The following is a 17,670-nucleotide window of genomic DNA, read 5'->3' on the forward strand; positions in this document are numbered from 1 at the left end:
TTATTATTATAACAACATTCGTATTCAAACAAAACTAAACAACCAATCACCGATAAACTATACGCAATTGGCTGTATAAAGGTGTTTTGATCCCTGTCTCAAAAACGGGGGTCAGTCCCCATGCGGCTGTGCTTTTCTTTATTCATATTTCGGAATGAGCGCATTTGGCACGGCATCTTTCGCTCTTTCTTTTCTGGCCCAATCAAAGAAGACAACAGCAAGAATAGATCCGTAAACAATTTCCTGAATAATTTTCATCAAAATAGCACCTAGCTGCTGATCCTCCAGCAAGGGCAGTGTGTGAAACATATCAGGGCCAGTTAGCGCAAGACCTGTGAGCATATCGCTTGGCACACATAGATGAAGTGCTTGAATCCACGCACCGGCATCAGAGTAGGTCGCATAGATCGGTGCATCACTAAACATGATCAGTGCACAGGCTGGTGTCATCAATATACCGTCTGCCATAATATATCCAAGCTTTAAAATTCCTGTGAGCTGCGGCTGACTTTGGACTTTATGGACAAGCGGCCACCACATGAAAAAAGCAGCGATAAAAATAACAACCGTCATCAATGCATGATAAAATGGATCAGTTTTTACAAAATCAAATACAAGCGGGATGTGATAAAGCGAAAACAACCCGTTAAACCCAAGCAATGCAATTAATGGCTTTGAAAACAAACGAAACATTTGCTGAATGCCTGGCGTTTGTATGATCCGCTCCCAAATGGCCGCAGGTAATCCTGTAATGAGGAGAGGCGGGATAACTAAATAGAGCACCGCCATTTGCGCCATATGTGCACTGAACATAATATGCCCCATTAAATCAATTGGGCTTCCTTTTACCGCATATAACAGAACAAGCCCCGTCAGAAACAACGTTTTTTCTTTCACCGTCGCACGGTGCTTTCCCTTTGTAACAAGAAGCAGATAAAGAGCAGCTGCTATGACAATACAAGTCAAATAGTAAGGGCTCCATAATGCCCGAAATCCGAATATTTCTAAGTTCTCCATTGCTGCGCCTCCTTCAAGGGCAAAGCGGGCTTACCACCAAATAATGGTCAAAAAGGCTAATACGGTAATAAACGCGACAAACACACCTGAATAAAGAAACAATGCGGGTGTTTCATGCCCTTTTTGGTTCATGTGCATAAAATAATAAAGCTGAAAAGCCACCTGAATGACTGCAAGCAGTAAAATAAATGGTACTGCGAACCAATTCCCGACGTCTTCAGAAGCAATCGTTAAAAATGCAACAAATGTTAATCCAATCATCAAGCCAAAAGAAATGAGCTGATGCTTCATTTCTTCGGCATTTTTCTTTTTACGATATACAAGATCGACTTTGGACTGATTTGTGTTTTTATTTCCCATTCTTATCCCACCATTCCCATTAAATATACAACGGTAAAGATGAAGACCCACACAACATCAATGAAGTGCCAATATAGACTTGCCACATAATATTTTGGTGCATTGTATAAATCTAGTCCGCGTCTCATATTTCGAATGATAAGAGCGGTTATCCAGCAAAGTCCAAATGCAACGTGAGCCCCGTGAGTTCCCACTAATGTATAGAAAGCAGAACCAAGAGCAGAGCTGGTAATAGTAAATTCATACTCATGCACATAGTGATAGAACTCATAAATTTCAAGTCCTAAAAATCCAGCACCTAATAGAACGGTCACGCCGAGCCAAAGCTGCATTTTTTTAAAGGCAAAGTTTTTCATATGATACATTGCATACACACTCGTTAAACTGCTCGTTAACAGGAGCATTGTGGCAATAAAGACAAGTGTGAGGTCAAACATATCAGTTGTTTTTGCCCCGCCTGCATTTGAGTTTTTCAGTGCCAAGTAAGTGGCAAATAAAGATGCAAACAGAACGGTTTCTCCCCCAAGAAACAACCAGAACCCAACGAACTTATTCTTTCCTTCTAACGTGGCTTTCTCAGGAGAAGCCGGAAAGGTTTCCGCTGTCATTTTTTGTGGTTCCATTATGCTTTCACCCCTTTATCATCGTCATCGATCAAATCTTCTTTGTGTATATGGTATCCATGATCATCTTTAAGAGATCGAACCAGCATGGTCGCAAACGTAATACCAAGTCCAATCAAGATCACCGGAAGACCCCAGCTGTGTTCTTGACGATACATAAAGCCAAATGCTGACACAAAAAGACCGAATGAGATAATGATAGGCAAGATTGAATTGTTTGGCATGTGAATATCATCAAGTGGTTCAGATGCTGTCATTTCTTTTTTACCATCCATTTTCTCAATCCATAACGGATCAAGTCCTCTTACAAGCGGAAGCTGTTTAAAATTATATTCCGGTGGAGGCGAAGACACTGCCCATTCAAGTGTTCGTCCATCTCCCCAAGGATCGCTCGACACACGCTCTCCTTTTGCTGTTGTCCAAATGACGTTAATCAGCATGATGATCACTGCGACAAACATAAACAATGCACCAATCGTACTGACTAAGTTCCCAAGCTCGAGACCCTGACCTGGCAGGAACGTAAATACCCGGCGCGGCATCCCCCACAGACCCAAGAAATGCTGGATAAAGAACGTTAAATGGAAACCGATGAAAAAGAGCACAAAGCTAATTTTCCCAAGCTTCTCATCGAGTATTTTCCCAAACATTTTAGGCCACCAGTAATGCACACCAGCTAAAATTCCGTATACCACACCACCGATAATGACATAGTGGAAATGCGCCACAACAAAGTACGTATCATGGAACTGATAATCAGCTGCAGCTGCTGCAAGCATGACCCCAGTTACACCGCCAAGTAAGAATGACGGAATGAAAGCGACGGAATACAGCATTGGCGTCGAAAATTTGACATTACCGCCCCAAATGGTCAACAGCCAATTGAATACTTTGATTCCTGTAGGCACTGCAATCGCCATAGTGGCTACCGCAAAGATGGCATTTGCAATAGGTCCCAGACCTGTTGTAAACATGTGATGCGCCCACACCATGAATCCAAGGAAACCGATTAATACAGTGGCGAACACCATCGACGAGTAACCAAACAATCTTTTTCTCGCAAACACTGGAATGATCTCAGAGAAAATTCCGAATGCTGGAAGAATTAAGATATATACTTCTGGGTGTCCAAAAATCCAGAACAAATGCTCCCAGATGATCGTATTTCCTCCAAGATCTGGATTGAAAAAGCTCGTGCCAAACATTCTGTCAAACATCAGCATCGCAAGCCCTGCTGTTAATGGAGGGAATGCGAACAAAATAAGTGCAGATGCGACAAATGTCGTCCAAGTGAAGAGCGGCATTCTCATATACGTCATACCAGGCGCTCTCATATTAATGATCGTGACAAGAAAGTTGATACCAGCTATGAGTGTACCAATACCTGCTATCTGCAAACCTAAAATATAGAAATCCATACCATGCCCTTCTGAATTTAGCGTGAGTGACGCGTATGCAGTCCAGCCCGCATCAGGTGATCCGCCTAAAAACCAGCCAAGGTTTAAGAAAATTCCTCCGAAAAAGAAAAGCCAAAAACCAAGGGAATTGATAAACGGAAATGCTACGTCACGTGCACCAATTTGAATTGGTACAACCGCATTCATTAATGCAAATAAAAGCGGCATTGCTGCAAGGAAAATCATTGTCGTTCCATGCATGGTCATGATTTCATTGTAAACTCCTGCACTAACAAAATCATTTTCAGGGATGGCTAGCTGAATACGGATAAACATCGCTTCTAGACCGCCAACCAAAAAGAAAAATCCTCCTGCCACTAAATATAGTATGGCAATTTTTTTGTGGTCAACCGTCGTCAAGTAATCCCATAAGACAGCACCAAACCCCCGCTTTTTAGCTATTGTACTCACCATGAAATCCCCCTCTTATCTCCCATTTGCCCCTTTTCATATAGATGTCTATCTTAACGATCTTTAAAACAGACTGTATGACTACTTCTCGGATGTAGAGACATGTTCGGGAGCTCTTAACAAAAACTTCACATAGATCACATACCCATTTGAAAAATCATTAGATTCCGCCGCTCCAATTAGCAGCCACAAATGGAGCTACTCTGCTTTAAGATCTTTTAAATACTCGTAGAGTGCATCTGCTTCTGAGTCATTTAATTTAGGGTACGTCCCTGTCATCTTATTACCTGGTTTAAAGCTCTCAGGATCTTTTAGCCATGCCTTTACATTTTCTTTATTCATGTCTTTAATCCCAGCTACTTTCGTTCGCTCTCCGAAGGTTGCAAGGTTTGGAGCCGTCCTTGCCGCTTCTGGCCGTTCGTCCCCAGGCTCTACTGCATGACAGCTTAAGCAGTTTTTCTCTTTAAATAATTTTTCACCCTCTAGGGCTATGTTTGATGTAGATGTAGGCTTTTTGTAATCTGCCATCTTTTTGGTCCATCCTAAAAACTCATCTTGAGAAAGCGTTTTAACTTTAAAGTCCATTAAAGCATGCGATGGACCACAAAGCTCTGCACATTTCCCGTAAAAATATTCTCCTGCATCTTTGGTTCGTTTCGAATCAAATGTTAAATAAAACTTGTTCTCGTTTTCTGTGTTTGTATCGATTTTACCGCCAGCTGATGGAACCCAAAAAGAGTGTTTGACATCTGATGCTTTCAGCTTAAAGTATACCTTTTGATCTGTTGGTACAATCAATTCCTGACTTGTGACAATCCCATAATCAGGGTATTCAAATTCCCACCAATATAAGCTTGCTCTTACATTTACGACAAGTGTCTTTTCAGGATCTCTTTTTTTCTTATCCATCGCACTTGTATCCCCTAGCCCAATCGTGTATGCCACAACAGGTACAACGAGAATAATGAGTAGAAGAATTGGAATCACTGTCCATGTAATTTCTAGGTTACGGTTCCCTTCCACCTGTTTTGGAATCGTATCTTCTCCCACTTTAGAACGCTTGAATTTAATGATGACGTAAAAGAAAATGATCGATACAACAATGACGACAAGAACCATAATGAGTGTACTCAGTACCGTCAGGAAAAACTGTTTATCTGCTACTTCCCCAACTGGCTTGAGTGTTGATAAGTATGGTTCACCACAGCCCGCCAAAACAAGCGTCAGTAAGAGAAACAGTGAATAAACACGCCATTTTCTTATCATAATTTGTCCCAACCCCTTTTGCTTGATCTCCTTTGCCTTTCCCTTTTTACCTCTTATTTATAAAATCACTTATTACCCATCAATAACCCCCGCTTCTTATAAAAGCACTTACATTTCCTCTTTTCATAAAAAAATGATGTTTTTACTCAAAATACCATCTATGTATAAACAGAAAACCACCTAAATAGAACTGAATATCAGGCGGCTTTCATAGTTGTAAGAAAATGTTGTGTTATAAGATATAGCCTTTGTTTTGATGTGATCAAAGTGGATTTCACTCTAAAATAGTGTAATAATAATCATCGCAACGAAAAAGATCGTTAAGTAGTTTAATGAATAAACGAACATCAGTGTTGACCACTTCATGATGTCTTTCATTTTAAAGCCCAATAGGCCAAGCACGAGCCATCCAATGTTTAGCAATGTGCCAAGCGCAACAATCGGCCATCCTAATCCACCTAAGAAAAATGGAAGTGGAAGAAGACATGCAGTCCAAATGATGATTTGGCGCTTTGTAACCTCAAATCCATAGACAACTGGAAGCATTGGAATACCTGCCTTGCGATAATCTTCCGTTTTCTTAATGGCAAGTGACAGGAAGTGCGGGATTTGCCAAATGAACATAATCATAAACAAAACCCAAGCCGTTGTGTCGATTGTGCCTGTTACAGCTGTCCAGCCGATTAATGGCGGAACTGCACCAGATACACTTCCAATGACTGTATTAATAGTGTAATGGCGTTTAGACCACATGGTGTAAAGAACCGCATAAGTAAATACACCAATAAATCCAATCACTGCTGATGTAATAGTTGTCATCAGAAGCATAATGAGTCCCAGTACGACAAGCAACGTGCCAAATGCATACGCTTGCCCTGGCTGAACTTTACCTGTTACAGTCGGTCTTGTTTTTGTTCTTTCCATTAGTATATCAATATCACGGTCAAACGCATTATTAATGGCGCATGAACCGGCAATAATAAGAGAAGAACCAATCATTGTTAACAGAACAATATCAAGATTCCCAAGGAAACTCATATCTGTAAAATAAAAAGCAAGCCACATTCCAGTAAATGTTGTAATGAAGTTGGAATTAACGATGCCCATTTTAATAAGAGCAAGAAAATCTTTCCAAGCTGTTGTTTCTTCTATTTGTCCATGAATAGCTGCTTCCGCGGCTGTTTTGGAATTTGCCAATGTGTATAACCTCCCTTGCCCAAACCTTCAAACTGACAAATGATACATAAAATCGTTACAACTCTATCATACAAGATAAAGAGCTGTAAAAAAACATCCTATTAAATAATAAACGACAAACTTGAAGTTATTTGTGAACTTTTCGTGAATTTATTAGGATTGTGTGTGGTTCAGAAAGTGGTGCAAAATGAAATATTCCCTTCTCTATTTCTATCAGACTGTCAAAGAAAGATCAAGCACTCTAAATCTGTAAACTTTGTGAATGACCTTATCATTTTTTTGTGAACTTTGGTTATTAAGAATTGCACCAGAACACGCATTTGGCTTAAACTTGAGAGTATGTGAGGTTTTCATTTGTATCAGAAGTTCTTTAGAGAAGGTGAAATAATTTGATGAAATTTGCTTTAAGGCTATTAAGCGTTGTCACAACGTTTGTGATGTTGATCGTTCTGATTGGCGGTGCGCTTGTTACAAAGACTGGCTCTGGTCTAGGCTGCGGTAGACAGTGGCCCCTTTGCCACGGTCGTTTCTTTCCTGAAATGAACCCTGCCTCCATCATCGAATGGAGTCACCGCATGTCAACAGGAGTTTCCACCATTCTTGTACTGGCACTGGCGATTTTATGCTGGAAAAAAATTAGTCCAGTGTTCCGTGAAACCAAATTCTTGGTTATCATGTCCATTATATTTTTACTGCTTCAAGCGCTGTTAGGGGCTCTTGCGGTAGTGTTTGGTTCTAACGCACTTATAATGGCACTTCACTTCGGTATTTCGCTGATTTCTTTTGCTTCAGTCTTACTGCTAGCCCTTCTTGTGTTTGAGGCAACCAGATCTGAAACAAAGCTCGTGAAGCCGCTTCATATCGGCAAAAGGATGCAGTTCCATATTTATGGGTTGATCACCTATACGTATATCGTGGTGTATACGGGTGCTTATGTGAGACATACAAAATCAAGTCTTGCTTGTTCTGTCTTCCCATTTTGTTCAAAAGACGGCGCACTTCCGACTTATTTTAATCAGTGGGTACAAATGTCTCACCGAGCAGCAGCCCTTCTTTTATTCGTCTGGATATTTGTCGCTATGTTCCATGCCATTAAACATTATAAAGAACAGAAGCAGCTGTATTATGGATGGATCATTTCAGCCATTCTGATTACACTTCAAGCGATTTCAGGTGTAATGTCTGTTTATTCTCATCTTGCACTTGGCTATGCGCTTGCTCATTCATTCTTTATTTCTTGTTTGTTTGGGGTACTATGCTACTTCTGCTTACTCATTGCCCGGTTTAAATATGAAAACAGAGAGCCATTCAAATAAAAATATGTATCCCCCTCATGCGAAAAGGGGGATTTCTTTTACTGTTGTTTTGCTTCTTGAAATAGCAAAATGTCTTTTTTGCGCCTTTCTTGATGATTGACAGTAGGCAGTAAATATGTATCCACTTGAATTGTTCATCTATCGACAAGTTACTTGGTTCATGAACCCATTTTTCATCGACATGTTGTAGTTCTGGTATATATCTTCTGATAAATTCTCCGCTTGGATCCCAATTCCAACTTGGTACTCAATAAAAAAGACCGCGTTGATGTCATAAATATTCATAACCTGTTGAAAAGCGGGCAAGACATCATCATGGAAAAGATGAACATATAATTGAGATTCTCTCACTTCCTTGACGAAATGAGCCAAGTTTTGAAAGAAATGTTCATGGTTTAAATCAAGCTCCATTTCTTTAAAGGTCTAGATGATAAAAAGCAAATAATAGGTACTGAGGTTTTTTCGCATATGTAATCGCTTTTGACAAGGCGATATGATCATCCAATCGCATATCTTACTTTCTTCACCTCAATCTATAGTGTAATCACTCTCTCTTGTCGCTGCACATTTTAATGTGTTCAAAAAAAGACACATCGCTATGGATGTGTCTCACCCATTATTCAGTCTTTAATACAATAAGCAAATCACCGGTTTGAATCGGTTCTCCATTCGAGACATGAATTTCATCCACGACTGCAGAGAATGGTGCTTGTACAGTCGTTTCCATTTTCATGGCTTCATTGATCATCAGGTGTTCACCTTGTGAAATGTTCTGACCTTTTTCAACAAGCACTTTCATCACGGTGCCTGGCATTGATGCGGCAATGTGATTTGGATTCGAACGATCCGCCTTCATTTTTTCTTGCACGGAGGATTTAATGTTTTCATCCTTAATCACCACTTCACGCGGCTGACCATTGAGCTCAAAGTAAATGACTCTTGTGGCATCTGGATTCGGTTCTCCAATTGATACCAGTTTGACAATGAGGGTTTTTCCTTTTTCAATTTCTACCTCAATCTCTTCACCAAGTCTCATCCCGTAGAAAAACGTTGGTGTGTCAAGAACAGAGATATCACCATAACTTTCTGCTGTTTGGACAAATTCAGAAAAGACTTTCGGATATAGTGCATATGCAATCACCTCTTGTTCTGTCAATGTCAGGTCATGTGATTCTTTGAACTGTTTTTTAATTTCTTCAAAGTCCACTGGCTTCAGCTTCTCACCTGGTCTCACAGTGAGTGGCTCTTCCCCTTTTAAGATCAGCTTTTGCAGTTTTTCTGGGAATCCACCATGCGGCTGTCCTAAATAGCCTTTAAATAATTCAACAACAGAATCTGGGAAGTCAAGCGTTGCTCCTTTTTCATAAACATCCTCTTCTGTTAGATCATTTTGCACCATATAAAGTGCCAAATCTCCAACTACTTTAGAGGATGGTGTGACCTTAACAATATCACCAAACATGTCATTCACACGTCTGTACATTTTCTTTACTTCATTCCAACGATCGCCAAGGCCAACACCTTTTGCCTGCTGCTGCAAGTTACTATACTGACCGCCAGGCATTTCATGCTCATAAATTTCTGTATGCGGAGAATTCATACCGCTTTCGAATTCATGATAGTATTTTCTGACAGAATTCCAGTATTGAGAAAGGCTTTCTACAGCTTTGACATTCATTTCTGGCTTTCTTTCATGTCCATCTAACGCATGATACAATGAGCTCGCACTTGGCTGAGACGTAAGCCCTGCCATAGAGCTGACAGCAACATCGACAATATCAACGCCAGCATCGATCGCCCTTGCATAGGTGAATAGTCCATTTCCACTCGTATCATGTGTATGAAGGTGGATAGGGATCGTGAGCTCATCCTTTAAAGCAGATACAAGCTCGTAAGCTGCTTGTGGCTTTAATAATCCCGCCATATCTTTAATACCTAAAATATGAGTGCCTGCTGATTCGAGCTCCTTCGCAAGAGATACATAGTATTTAAGGTCGTATTTCGGACGAGATGGATCAAGAATATCCCCCGTATAACAAATGGCCGCCTCAACCACTTTGCCTGATTCACGAACAGAATCAATGGCAAGCATCATGCCTTTGACCCAGTTTAAGCTATCGAAAATACGGAACACGTCGATGCCCGCCTCTGCCGACTCCTTCACAAATGCTTTAATGACATTATCCGCATAGTTTGTATAACCTACAGCGTTTGATGATCTTAAAAGCATTTGGAACAAGGTGTTTGGAACTTCTTGACGAAGCTCTTTCAATCTTTCCCATGGATCTTCTTTTAAGAAACGATACGCAACATCAAATGTAGCACCGCCCCACATTTCCATACTGAATAGCTCTGGCCATACCCCTGCTGTTGGCTGGGCAATTTTCTTTAAGTCATGCGTTCTGAAGCGTGTCGCAAGCAGAGATTGGTGCGCATCTCTAAAGGTTGTATCCGTTAAAAGAACATTGTGTTGCTCTTTCACCCAATTGGAAAGTCCTTCAGGTCCATGCGTATCTAAAAATTGTTTTGTCCCAGAAGGAATCTTTTCATGGACTAGAAGCTTCGGTAAATTCGGTTTATCAAAATGAGGCTTCTTTTTTTCCGCAATCCCAGGGAACCCATTGATGGTAACGTTACCAATATAAGCAAGCATTTTCGTTCCACGGTCTTTTTGCTTAGGGAAATTAAATAGCTCTGGTGTTGAATCGATAAACGACGTATCATATTCTCCTTTAAGGAATTTATCATGCTTTGCGACGTTTTCAAGAAATGGGATATTGGTTTTAATCCCCCGAATCCTGAATTCTTGTAAATTACGAACCATTTTAGCAGCAGCTTGATCAAATGTGAGCGCCCACGTTGACAGCTTGACCAATAATGAATCGTAATAAGGCGTAATGACCGCACCTTGGAAGCTGTTCCCTGTATCAAGACGGACACCAAATCCCCCGCCTGAACGGTAGGCCATAATTTTTCCTGTGTCCGGCATAAAGTCATTTAAAGGATCTTCTGTCGTAACCCTTGATTGAATGGCATACCCATGTGTGAAGATATCTTCTTGCTTTGGTATACCTACTCCTTTGCTGTGAAGGTCATGACCCTTTGCGACAAGGATTTGGGTTTGGACGATATCTACGCCTGTAATCATTTCTGTGATCGTGTGTTCAACCTGTACCCTAGGATTGACTTCAATAAAATAAAACTCACCATTTGCCACTAAGAACTCTACAGTTCCTGCATTGATATACGTCACATTTCGAGCTAGCTGTACAGCCGCTTCGCAAATGTCTTCACGTAATTGATCTGTAAGAGACACACTTGGTGCAACTTCAATGACTTTTTGATGACGTCTTTGGACAGAGCAGTCACGCTCGTATAAATGAATGATATTGCCGTGATTATCACCAATCACCTGCACTTCAATATGTTTCGGATTTTGAATTAGCTTTTCTACGTATACCTCGTCATTCCCAAAAGCAGCTTTTGCCTCTGACTTTGCACGGTCATACGCTTCGTTTAGCTCCTCTTTCGATCTGACAATCCGCATACCTCGGCCGCCGCCGCCAAGTGAAGCTTTAATAATAAACGGATATCCGTATTCTTCACCGAATTTTTCGACTTCTTTGATGGAATCAACCGGTCCGTCACTTCCTGGAATGACTGGAATTCCAGCTTTTTTTGCTTCATCTCTCGCCTTCACTTTATCGCCAAACATATCTAGATGCTGAGAAGTTGGACCGATAAATTGAATGCCTTCCTCTTCGCATCGTCTTGCAAAATGAATGTTTTCGGATAAAAATCCATACCCTGGATGAATCGCATCCACGTCATTTCGCTTTGCAATTTCGATGATCCCCTCGATATCAAGGTAGGCATCAATCGGTTTTTTTCCTTCCCCAACTAGATATGCTTCATCTGCTTTATAGCGATGATAAGAGCCCGAGTCTTCTTTTGAGTAAATCGCCACTGTACGTAAATTGAGCTCCGTACAGGCCCTGAAGACTCTGATAGCAATTTCCCCTCTGTTTGCAACTAGAACCTTTTGAATTGTTCTCTGTGACATTCTCACTCCTCCATATCCCTTAAAATTTTATATGTACTCTATCATAAAGGAAGAAATGGTAACTGTACACTTTTGTGTTCTAAAGATTCAAAGTTTTCTGCAATCCATTTTTTTGAACCGATGGTTTGCTGATTGATTTTTTCTTTTTATAACGCTCTTTATATTCAGTAAACATGCTGATATTCAGCAATATTCCCATACATCCACTCAGTAAAATAATCGATGATCCCCCGTAGCTGATAAACGGAAGTGTCACCCCTGTGATTGGAATAAGACCTGAAACACCGCCTAAATTGATACACGTTTGGATCGCAATCATCGAGGAAATCCCTATTGCAAGCAAACTTCCAAACGGATCTTCACACTTTCTCGCAATATAAAAACCTTTCACAACGATAAAACCAAGTAGTGCGAGGACAAAAAATACACCGAAAAAGCCAAGCTCTTCAGATATGATCGCCATGATAAAATCTGTATGTGGCTCTGGAAGGTACCCATACTTTTGCACACTCTCTCCAAGACCAAGACCAAAAAACCCGCCTGATCCAATCGCATAGTATGAATTAATCAATTGATGCCCAGTGGCACCTGCATCTTTAAATGGATCTTGGAAACTCTCAAAACGTCCTAGACGATTTTGCGTAAAAATTTTATCCCAAAAGAGAATAATAAACGGTGTCACGACGACCATCACCGCACTAAATAGCGCTAACAGCTTTGCGAGCGTTTTACCGCTAAAGCCTGAGCATAAAATCATCGCAAAGGCAATCATGCCAATAATAAAGGCTGTCCCGTAGTCTGGCTGCAAAATGATAAATCCACATAAAATCGAGACAATAACGATTGGAGGTGTTACCCCTCTTAAAATATGATCAATATAATGCTGCTTTTTTGCATACACAGCAGCAAGATAGATGATGACGACAATCTTCACAAATTCCGCTGGCTGAAGACTAAAAGGTCCTAATTTAATCCAGCTTCTTGCATTCCCAGCAATGTGGCCGCCAAAATACACATAGATAAGTGAAAAGACAGAAAGCAGCAACATAACGATCTGGAATTTTTTATTTGAAAACAGCTGATATGGAACAAGTGCTATAAAAACCAATATGACTGCTCCAACAATCATAAATAGAAGCTGTTTCTTAAAAAAGTTATCTGGTGCGGCATCATACCTGATAACAGATGTAATCATACTTGAGCTGTATACCATCACCAAACCGAATGCGCTAATTAATATAATGGCGAACAATAATGAGTAGTCATACGATTTTAGCATTCTCTTTAACATATAATCCTCTTCCTAACGTCTGTTTCTACTGTGTATAACCTCATAGCTGTTCTTATTCTACTACATTTTCTCCGTTTGATCCCGTTTTACCTCTTTTATATTGTTCGTCTGTGATGAAAGAATCAAGTCCGATTATCATCTGTTGATGAAGATAAAATTGATGACAAAAAAACCCAAACTTATTTTGTGGAAGTTTGAGTTTTCAATCATTATTTTTTTGTAAACGCATCATGAAGTGCGGAAAGCTCTCTCTCAAGTTTATCGAGTAGTTTCTTACCTTCATGTTGATCAACTAATCCAAGTCGGACAGCAAAATCAATTTCTCTCGATAATCCGAACATTTGAGTATCTAAAACCTCTTCATAAAGAGGACATTGCGGCATCGTTAAGTTGTCCATTTGCACTTGGATCAATTTTAAAATTTTATCTGCATCCAATTTTAATAAAGCCAGTGCTTTTTGCCGATGATCGACTAAGATTTCTGACGCCAAAAGTATCCCTCCGTTCCCCTGGCGAGTACCTAATTCTTCTATTTATCATAAAGCGAAACGCCCAAAATTGCAAGCAGATTTAATCATTAAAAGATGCTCATCTCATATTTTTCACTCATGAGCTCAAGTAGCTTAATACCAGCAATGCTATTTCCTTTTTCATCTAGGGCAGGTCCGAAAATACCAATACCAAAATCATACGGTGCTGCCCCCATAATACCACCTGAAACACCGCTTTTGGCAGGAATTCCGATATTAATTGCAAATTCTCCGCTTGCATTGTACATTCCGCAAGTCACCATAAAGGTTTTACAAATTCTAGCGACATCTTTCGAAAGGATTTGTTTCCCCGTCTCGGGATGCCTGCCATCTAATGAAAAAACACAAGCAATTTTCGCCAAATCCAAGCTGTTCATCATGATGGCACATTGCTTCGTATATACGTCCATGACCTCTTCCACATGTCCTTCAATGATATGATATTGCTTCATGTAATAGCACATGGCGCGGTTAATCATAGATGTGTCAAATTCTGATGACGCTGTTTCTTTGCAATATGTAATGGTTGTGTCATTGGCAAGCTCTCTAACAAAACACAACAATCGGTTGAGTTGATCCTGATGCGTCCTACCTCTTATTAAACTTGTTACTGCCAGCGCTCCTGCATTAATCATTGGATTAAGCGGCTTATTCGGGCTTGCTGTCTCAAGTTTAATCATAGAATTAAATGGATCCCCTGTAGGTTCTTGCCCAACATATTCAAACACTTTTTTGGGCCCTTCCTCTGTGAGCACGAGCGCCAGCGCTAATACTTTTGAAATGCTTTGCAAAGTAAACCTTTTATCAACGTCTCCTGCCGAGTGGCAAATATTACTTACATGATAAACAGCCACAGATAAATCTGCCTGATCCGCTTTACCGAGCGCAGGAATATAAGATGCTACTTTACCATCCTTGGCCACTTTTTTCGCCTCTTCTACAAATCGCTGAAGCTCTTCATTGTCCTGACATACCATGCTAATGCCCTCCCTACTTTTGCATGTAAGATTAGTGTGTTCAATGAGAAGCTTGTTTATGAAAGTGACAAAGCGGGCGAAAACTTCTATAATTTATAATGGAAAGGGGTTGACCTAAACATGAGCATTATTCAAATTAAGGGGAACGTACGCTACAAGATCACCATTGATCCAAGTGTGTGGATTTTCGATGACCGCAAATTTTTAATGGATTCATTTTTTAAGAAAAAGACAACAATCGAAGAAAAGCAGCTTGATCAGGAGCTTGACCAAGAGCGGGTCATAAGAGAAGGACAAACACTTCCGCCCACTTTAAAAACAGAGAAGAAGTACGAAAAAGAACGACTCGTTACAGGCAGCTTTGGTATGAAGCTAGGCGACATGCTGAAAAATGCAGAACCGCTTGAACAAGCGAGCACGTGTGAATTTGTCACAGAAACTGAAACAATTGCCGTGCCGCTCTCTCAAGCGATGGAAAGCATTGCTCATTTCAGCCAAAATGGAAAGCCTATTACAGAAAAAGGACCAATCCACGTCTATTTTGAGGATCAGTCCAACTTTACTCAGCCGATTAAAGGTGTGAAAGAGTTAATCATTACATAAGGGGCAGGGGCTGGACTATAATAAATCAGCTGCAAGCTGTGCAAGTCCAGACCTTTCTCCTTTGACAAGCTTGACATGTCCAGATATTTGCTGCCCTTTGAAGCGCTCAATCACATACGTAAGCCCATTATTTAAGCTGTCTAAATAGGGATGATCTATCTGCTCTGGATCTCCCATCAGCACAATTTTACTTCCTTCTCCGACTCGCGTTAATAACGTTTTCACCTCGTGTTTTGTTAAATTTTGTGCCTCGTCAATGATAATAAATTGATCAGGTATACTTCTTCCGCGAATATAGGTTAAAGCTTCTACTTGGATAGAACCAATCCCTGCTAAGATCGCATCCAGTTCACCAGGTTTTTTTGTATTAAATAAAAACTCCAGATTATCATAGATCGGCTGCATCCACGGTCTGAGCTTCTCATCCTTTTCTCCTGGTAAGTAGCCTAAATCCTTTCCAACAGGAACAATTGAGCGAGCCACGATGAGCTTTTTAAACATGCCGAGGTCCTCTGTTTGCATCAGCCCAGCAGCAAGTGCGAGCAAGGTTTTGCCTGTCCCCGCTTTACCGATAAGTGTCACGAGGGGAATATCACGTCGCAAAAGCAACTCTAGCGCCATCGTCTGCTGGACATTTTTCGGGCGAATTCCCCAAATATGTTCTTGATCATAAATGAGCCGCTTGACGTGCTCTGCCTTTTGATCAAGTATGCCTAAAGCAGAACCGCCTTCATTTCCCTTCATAATCACAAATTGACGAGGATTTAACGGGACATTGGTCATGTCTTTTACGCGTAATTGATTTTGCTTATAAAATGTATTTAGCTGCTCAGTCGGAATATAAAGCTCGTCATAGCCATTTTCAATGTCTTCATTTTGTAGCACACGATCACTTAAAAAATCCTCTGCTTGCAGCCCAATGGCATCCGCTTTTACTCTCACCAAGACATCCTTGCTGACCAAAATGACGGGACGGCCATGAGGCTTTGTATCTTCCTCTAAACTCAAGTTTTTTGCTACAGCCAAAATGCGATTGTCGTTTGTTTTTTCGATAAAAATTTCTTGAAGCTCGTGAAACGAGCGATGATTCAGTTCAATGCGCAGCGTCCCTTTTGACTCGAGCGTAATTTTTTCATGTAGTTTCCCTTTAGATCTCAGTCCATCGATTAAACGTGAGACGCGCCGAGCATTTTGTCCAACCTCGTCCATATATCTTTTTTTCGAGTCTACTTCTTCTAACACAACGGCTGGAATAACGACCTCGTTGTCTTCAAATGAAAAGATTGAATTCGGATCCTGTAATAACACGTTTGTATCTAATACATAGATTTTACTCAGGTCCTTCGCCTCCTGATCGGGTTCATTCATCCTTGTCTTTCCCAAAACGATTGTTAAAATATATGTTTTCATGAATAAAGTTAGAAGGTTAATTCAACAATAAAATAAATCATCAGTTTGTGAAGGAGGGAATACACATGCGACTATTTTTTACATTATTCATGATTCAAACCATCATCATCTTAGGCGCTTGCCAGAATCGGGAAAATCCAGAGGCTAAGGACAGGCAAGATGGACGCCAGCACTTAGTACGAGTGTCAGACTCAACCAAGAAAAATACCGATCAACCCCGCCCATCAACAGATGTTGCACAGCATCTTGTCAATGTGACAGAGCACGTAGCGGATGTAAATGATGCAACTGCCATTGTCATTGGCCGCTATGCTGTTGTTGGAATAGATGTAAAAGATGATTTAGATAGAAGCAAAGTAGAAACCATTAAATATTCAGTCGCTAAAGCACTGAAAAATGATCCAGAGGGTGCGAATGCTGTTGTCGTCGCTGACCCGGATACAGTCAGCCGTTTAAAACAGATGGGTAAAGAAATTCAAGCAGGCCGCCCTGTTAGTGGGATTATGGATGAACTAGCTGCCATTGTTGGACGCGTCATGCCAGAGATGCCTCAAAATGAAATCGATCGTCACGAAACAGATCCGACAAACGATCCGAATAATCAGCTCAAGGAACATGATCAAAAGCAGTTAGAAAAAAACCAAAACGATCAATCAAACCACCATATGAATCAGAAGAAATAATGAGAACGGCTTATATCTCCTGTGATATAAGCCTTTTTCTACGTTGATTTCAAGTGAATCAGAAAACATGTTATAATAAATGCAATAAAGTGAGGTGAATATGATGAGAGTGAAGTGCTCATTATGTGAAAAGATTGAAACAATAGATGACGATACACTTGTTGCAAAACGATTAAGAAATCGACCGATTCATACATATATGTGCGATGATTGCCAAGAAAGAATTAAAGTAAAGACAGAAGCACGCATCAAAACTGGCATATTCTCTCTTTATCAAGATCCTGCGACGAAAGAGAAAAAGAAAAAAAAGGAAAAAAAGAACAAGACATAAAAAAGACCTGAACATGTGGTCTTATCCCTGTCAAGTAGACAATTATAAAAAGCCTAACCTGCCAGTGTGTGACGGTATTCTACCGGAGCACACTGGTTTAATTTTTTCTGGAATCGATCGTGATTATAGAATTGA

Annotated in this window: 17 protein-coding genes; 5 read left to right on the top strand and 12 right to left on the bottom strand. The window is 40.4% G+C overall.

Annotated elements, in window-relative coordinates; genetic code table 11:
• Positions 1-79, top strand: a 79-nt coding sequence (locus LC033_RS17395; protein WP_376776467.1) for an IS3 family transposase, incomplete at its 5' end; no start/stop codon positions are given.
• A 59-nt stretch (positions 80-138) separates the two neighbouring features.
• On the opposite strand, the gene ctaG is transcribed toward LC033_RS17395, so the two are convergent.
• From ctaG to cyoE, 6 genes are all read right to left on the bottom strand, one after another.
• A complete protein-coding gene (gene ctaG / locus LC033_RS15060; protein WP_226569805.1) occupies positions 139-1,017 on the bottom strand; it encodes a cytochrome c oxidase assembly factor CtaG in 879 nt (292 codons plus the stop codon).
• Between the two features lie 30 nt (positions 1,018-1,047).
• Positions 1,048-1,377 carry a cytochrome c oxidase subunit IVB gene (gene ctaF / locus LC033_RS15065; RefSeq protein ID WP_003211520.1) on the bottom strand — a complete coding sequence of 110 codons (330 nt, stop codon included), beginning with the start codon at positions 1,375-1,377 and terminating at the stop codon, positions 1,048-1,050.
• A gap of 2 nt (positions 1,378-1,379) precedes the next feature.
• Positions 1,380-2,000 carry a cytochrome c oxidase subunit III gene (gene ctaE, locus LC033_RS15070; RefSeq protein WP_264188778.1) on the bottom strand — a complete coding sequence of 207 codons (621 nt, stop codon included), beginning with the start codon at positions 1,998-2,000 and terminating at the stop codon, positions 1,380-1,382.
• Positions 2,000-3,871: a cytochrome c oxidase subunit I gene (gene ctaD, locus LC033_RS15075; RefSeq protein WP_226569808.1), complete on the bottom strand. Its 1,872-nt coding sequence runs from the start codon at positions 3,869-3,871 to the stop codon at positions 2,000-2,002. Before ctaD ends, ctaE begins: the two co-directional genes overlap by 1 nt.
• A gap of 195 nt (positions 3,872-4,066) precedes the next feature.
• Entirely contained in the window at positions 4,067-5,134 is a 1,068-nt protein-coding gene (coxB, locus tag LC033_RS15080; protein ID WP_226569810.1) for a cytochrome c oxidase subunit II, read from the bottom strand.
• 279 nt (positions 5,135-5,413) lie between these two features.
• Positions 5,414-6,331, bottom strand: coding sequence for a heme o synthase (cyoE, locus tag LC033_RS15085; RefSeq protein ID WP_226569812.1), 918 nt, complete (start codon positions 6,329-6,331; stop codon positions 5,414-5,416).
• A 392-nt stretch (positions 6,332-6,723) separates the two neighbouring features.
• Between cyoE and LC033_RS15090 the strand changes: the two genes are divergently transcribed.
• Positions 6,724-7,647 (top strand): COX15/CtaA family protein, encoded by a 924-nt coding sequence (locus tag LC033_RS15090; RefSeq protein ID WP_226569814.1) that lies wholly within the window; start codon positions 6,724-6,726, stop codon positions 7,645-7,647.
• Here LC033_RS15090 and LC033_RS17400 read toward each other — a convergent pair.
• From LC033_RS17400 to glsA, 5 genes are all read right to left on the bottom strand, one after another.
• Positions 7,640-7,858 (bottom strand): FAD-binding domain-containing protein, encoded by a 219-nt coding sequence (locus LC033_RS17400; RefSeq protein ID WP_226569828.1) that lies wholly within the window; start codon positions 7,856-7,858, stop codon positions 7,640-7,642. The two genes, LC033_RS15090 and LC033_RS17400, sit on opposite strands and share 8 nt — an antisense overlap.
• Positions 7,859-8,263: 405 nt before the next feature.
• Complete coding sequence (pyc, locus tag LC033_RS15100; protein ID WP_226569816.1) at positions 8,264-11,710, bottom strand: pyruvate carboxylase; 3,447 nt, start codon at positions 11,708-11,710, stop codon at positions 8,264-8,266.
• A gap of 79 nt (positions 11,711-11,789) precedes the next feature.
• Positions 11,790-13,001: a putative lipid II flippase FtsW gene (ftsW, locus tag LC033_RS15105; RefSeq protein WP_226569818.1), complete on the bottom strand. Its 1,212-nt coding sequence runs from the start codon at positions 12,999-13,001 to the stop codon at positions 11,790-11,792.
• Positions 13,002-13,210: 209 nt separating this feature from the next.
• The gene (locus tag LC033_RS15110; RefSeq protein WP_003212509.1) at positions 13,211-13,492 is read right to left on the bottom strand and encodes an Fpa/YlaN family protein; all 282 of its coding nucleotides are present in this window, start codon (positions 13,490-13,492) and stop codon (positions 13,211-13,213) included.
• Between the two features lie 86 nt (positions 13,493-13,578).
• The gene (gene glsA / locus LC033_RS15115) at positions 13,579-14,508 is read right to left on the bottom strand and encodes a glutaminase A (protein WP_226569820.1); all 930 of its coding nucleotides are present in this window, start codon (positions 14,506-14,508) and stop codon (positions 13,579-13,581) included.
• Between the two features lie 120 nt (positions 14,509-14,628).
• Between glsA and LC033_RS15120 the strand changes: the two genes are divergently transcribed.
• Positions 14,629-15,111 carry a peptidyl-prolyl cis-trans isomerase gene (locus tag LC033_RS15120; protein ID WP_226569822.1) on the top strand — a complete coding sequence of 161 codons (483 nt, stop codon included), beginning with the start codon at positions 14,629-14,631 and terminating at the stop codon, positions 15,109-15,111.
• Between the two features lie 15 nt (positions 15,112-15,126).
• Here LC033_RS15120 and LC033_RS15125 read toward each other — a convergent pair whose 3' ends face one another.
• A complete protein-coding gene (locus LC033_RS15125) occupies positions 15,127-16,449 on the bottom strand; it encodes a PhoH family protein (RefSeq protein ID WP_226569830.1) in 1,323 nt (440 codons plus the stop codon).
• A 137-nt stretch (positions 16,450-16,586) separates the two neighbouring features.
• Between LC033_RS15125 and LC033_RS15130 the strand changes: the two genes are divergently transcribed.
• Both LC033_RS15130 and LC033_RS15135 read left to right on the top strand, forming a co-directional pair.
• On the top strand, positions 16,587-17,204 hold the full coding sequence (locus LC033_RS15130; RefSeq protein ID WP_226569824.1) for a YhcN/YlaJ family sporulation lipoprotein: 618 nt from the start codon (positions 16,587-16,589) through the stop codon (positions 17,202-17,204).
• Positions 17,205-17,307: 103 nt separating this feature from the next.
• Positions 17,308-17,535 (top strand): YlaI family protein, encoded by a 228-nt coding sequence (locus tag LC033_RS15135; RefSeq protein ID WP_226569832.1) that lies wholly within the window; start codon positions 17,308-17,310, stop codon positions 17,533-17,535.
• Positions 17,536-17,670: the final 135 nt, after the last annotated feature.

Source organism: Bacillus stratosphericus, from assembly GCF_020524495.1.
Taxonomy (GTDB): domain Bacteria; phylum Bacillota; class Bacilli; order Bacillales; family Bacillaceae; genus Bacillus; species Bacillus stratosphericus_B.

Coding starts and splice junctions, on each gene's coding strand:
- ctaG (WP_226569805.1), bottom strand. CDS start 1,017: ATGGAGAACTTAGAAATATTCGGATTTCGGGCATTATGGAGCCCTTAC.
- ctaF (WP_003211520.1), bottom strand. CDS start 1,377: ATGGGAAATAAAAACACAAATCAGTCCAAAGTCGATCTTGTATATCGT.
- ctaE (WP_264188778.1), bottom strand. CDS start 2,000: ATGGAACCACAAAAAATGACAGCGGAAACCTTTCCGGCTTCTCCTGAG.
- ctaD (WP_226569808.1), bottom strand. CDS start 3,871: ATGGTGAGTACAATAGCTAAAAAGCGGGGGTTTGGTGCTGTCTTATGG.
- coxB (WP_226569810.1), bottom strand. CDS start 5,134: ATGATAAGAAAATGGCGTGTTTATTCACTGTTTCTCTTACTGACGCTT.
- LC033_RS15090 (WP_226569814.1), top strand. CDS start 6,724: ATGAAATTTGCTTTAAGGCTATTAAGCGTTGTCACAACGTTTGTGATG.
- pyc (WP_226569816.1), bottom strand. CDS start 11,710: ATGTCACAGAGAACAATTCAAAAGGTTCTAGTTGCAAACAGAGGGGAA.
- ftsW (WP_226569818.1), bottom strand. CDS start 13,001: ATGTTAAAGAGAATGCTAAAATCGTATGACTACTCATTATTGTTCGCC.
- glsA (WP_226569820.1), bottom strand. CDS start 14,508: ATGGTATGTCAGGACAATGAAGAGCTTCAGCGATTTGTAGAAGAGGCG.
- LC033_RS15120 (WP_226569822.1), top strand. CDS start 14,629: ATGAGCATTATTCAAATTAAGGGGAACGTACGCTACAAGATCACCATT.
- LC033_RS15130 (WP_226569824.1), top strand. CDS start 16,587: ATGCGACTATTTTTTACATTATTCATGATTCAAACCATCATCATCTTA.
- LC033_RS15135 (WP_226569832.1), top strand. CDS start 17,308: ATGAGAGTGAAGTGCTCATTATGTGAAAAGATTGAAACAATAGATGAC.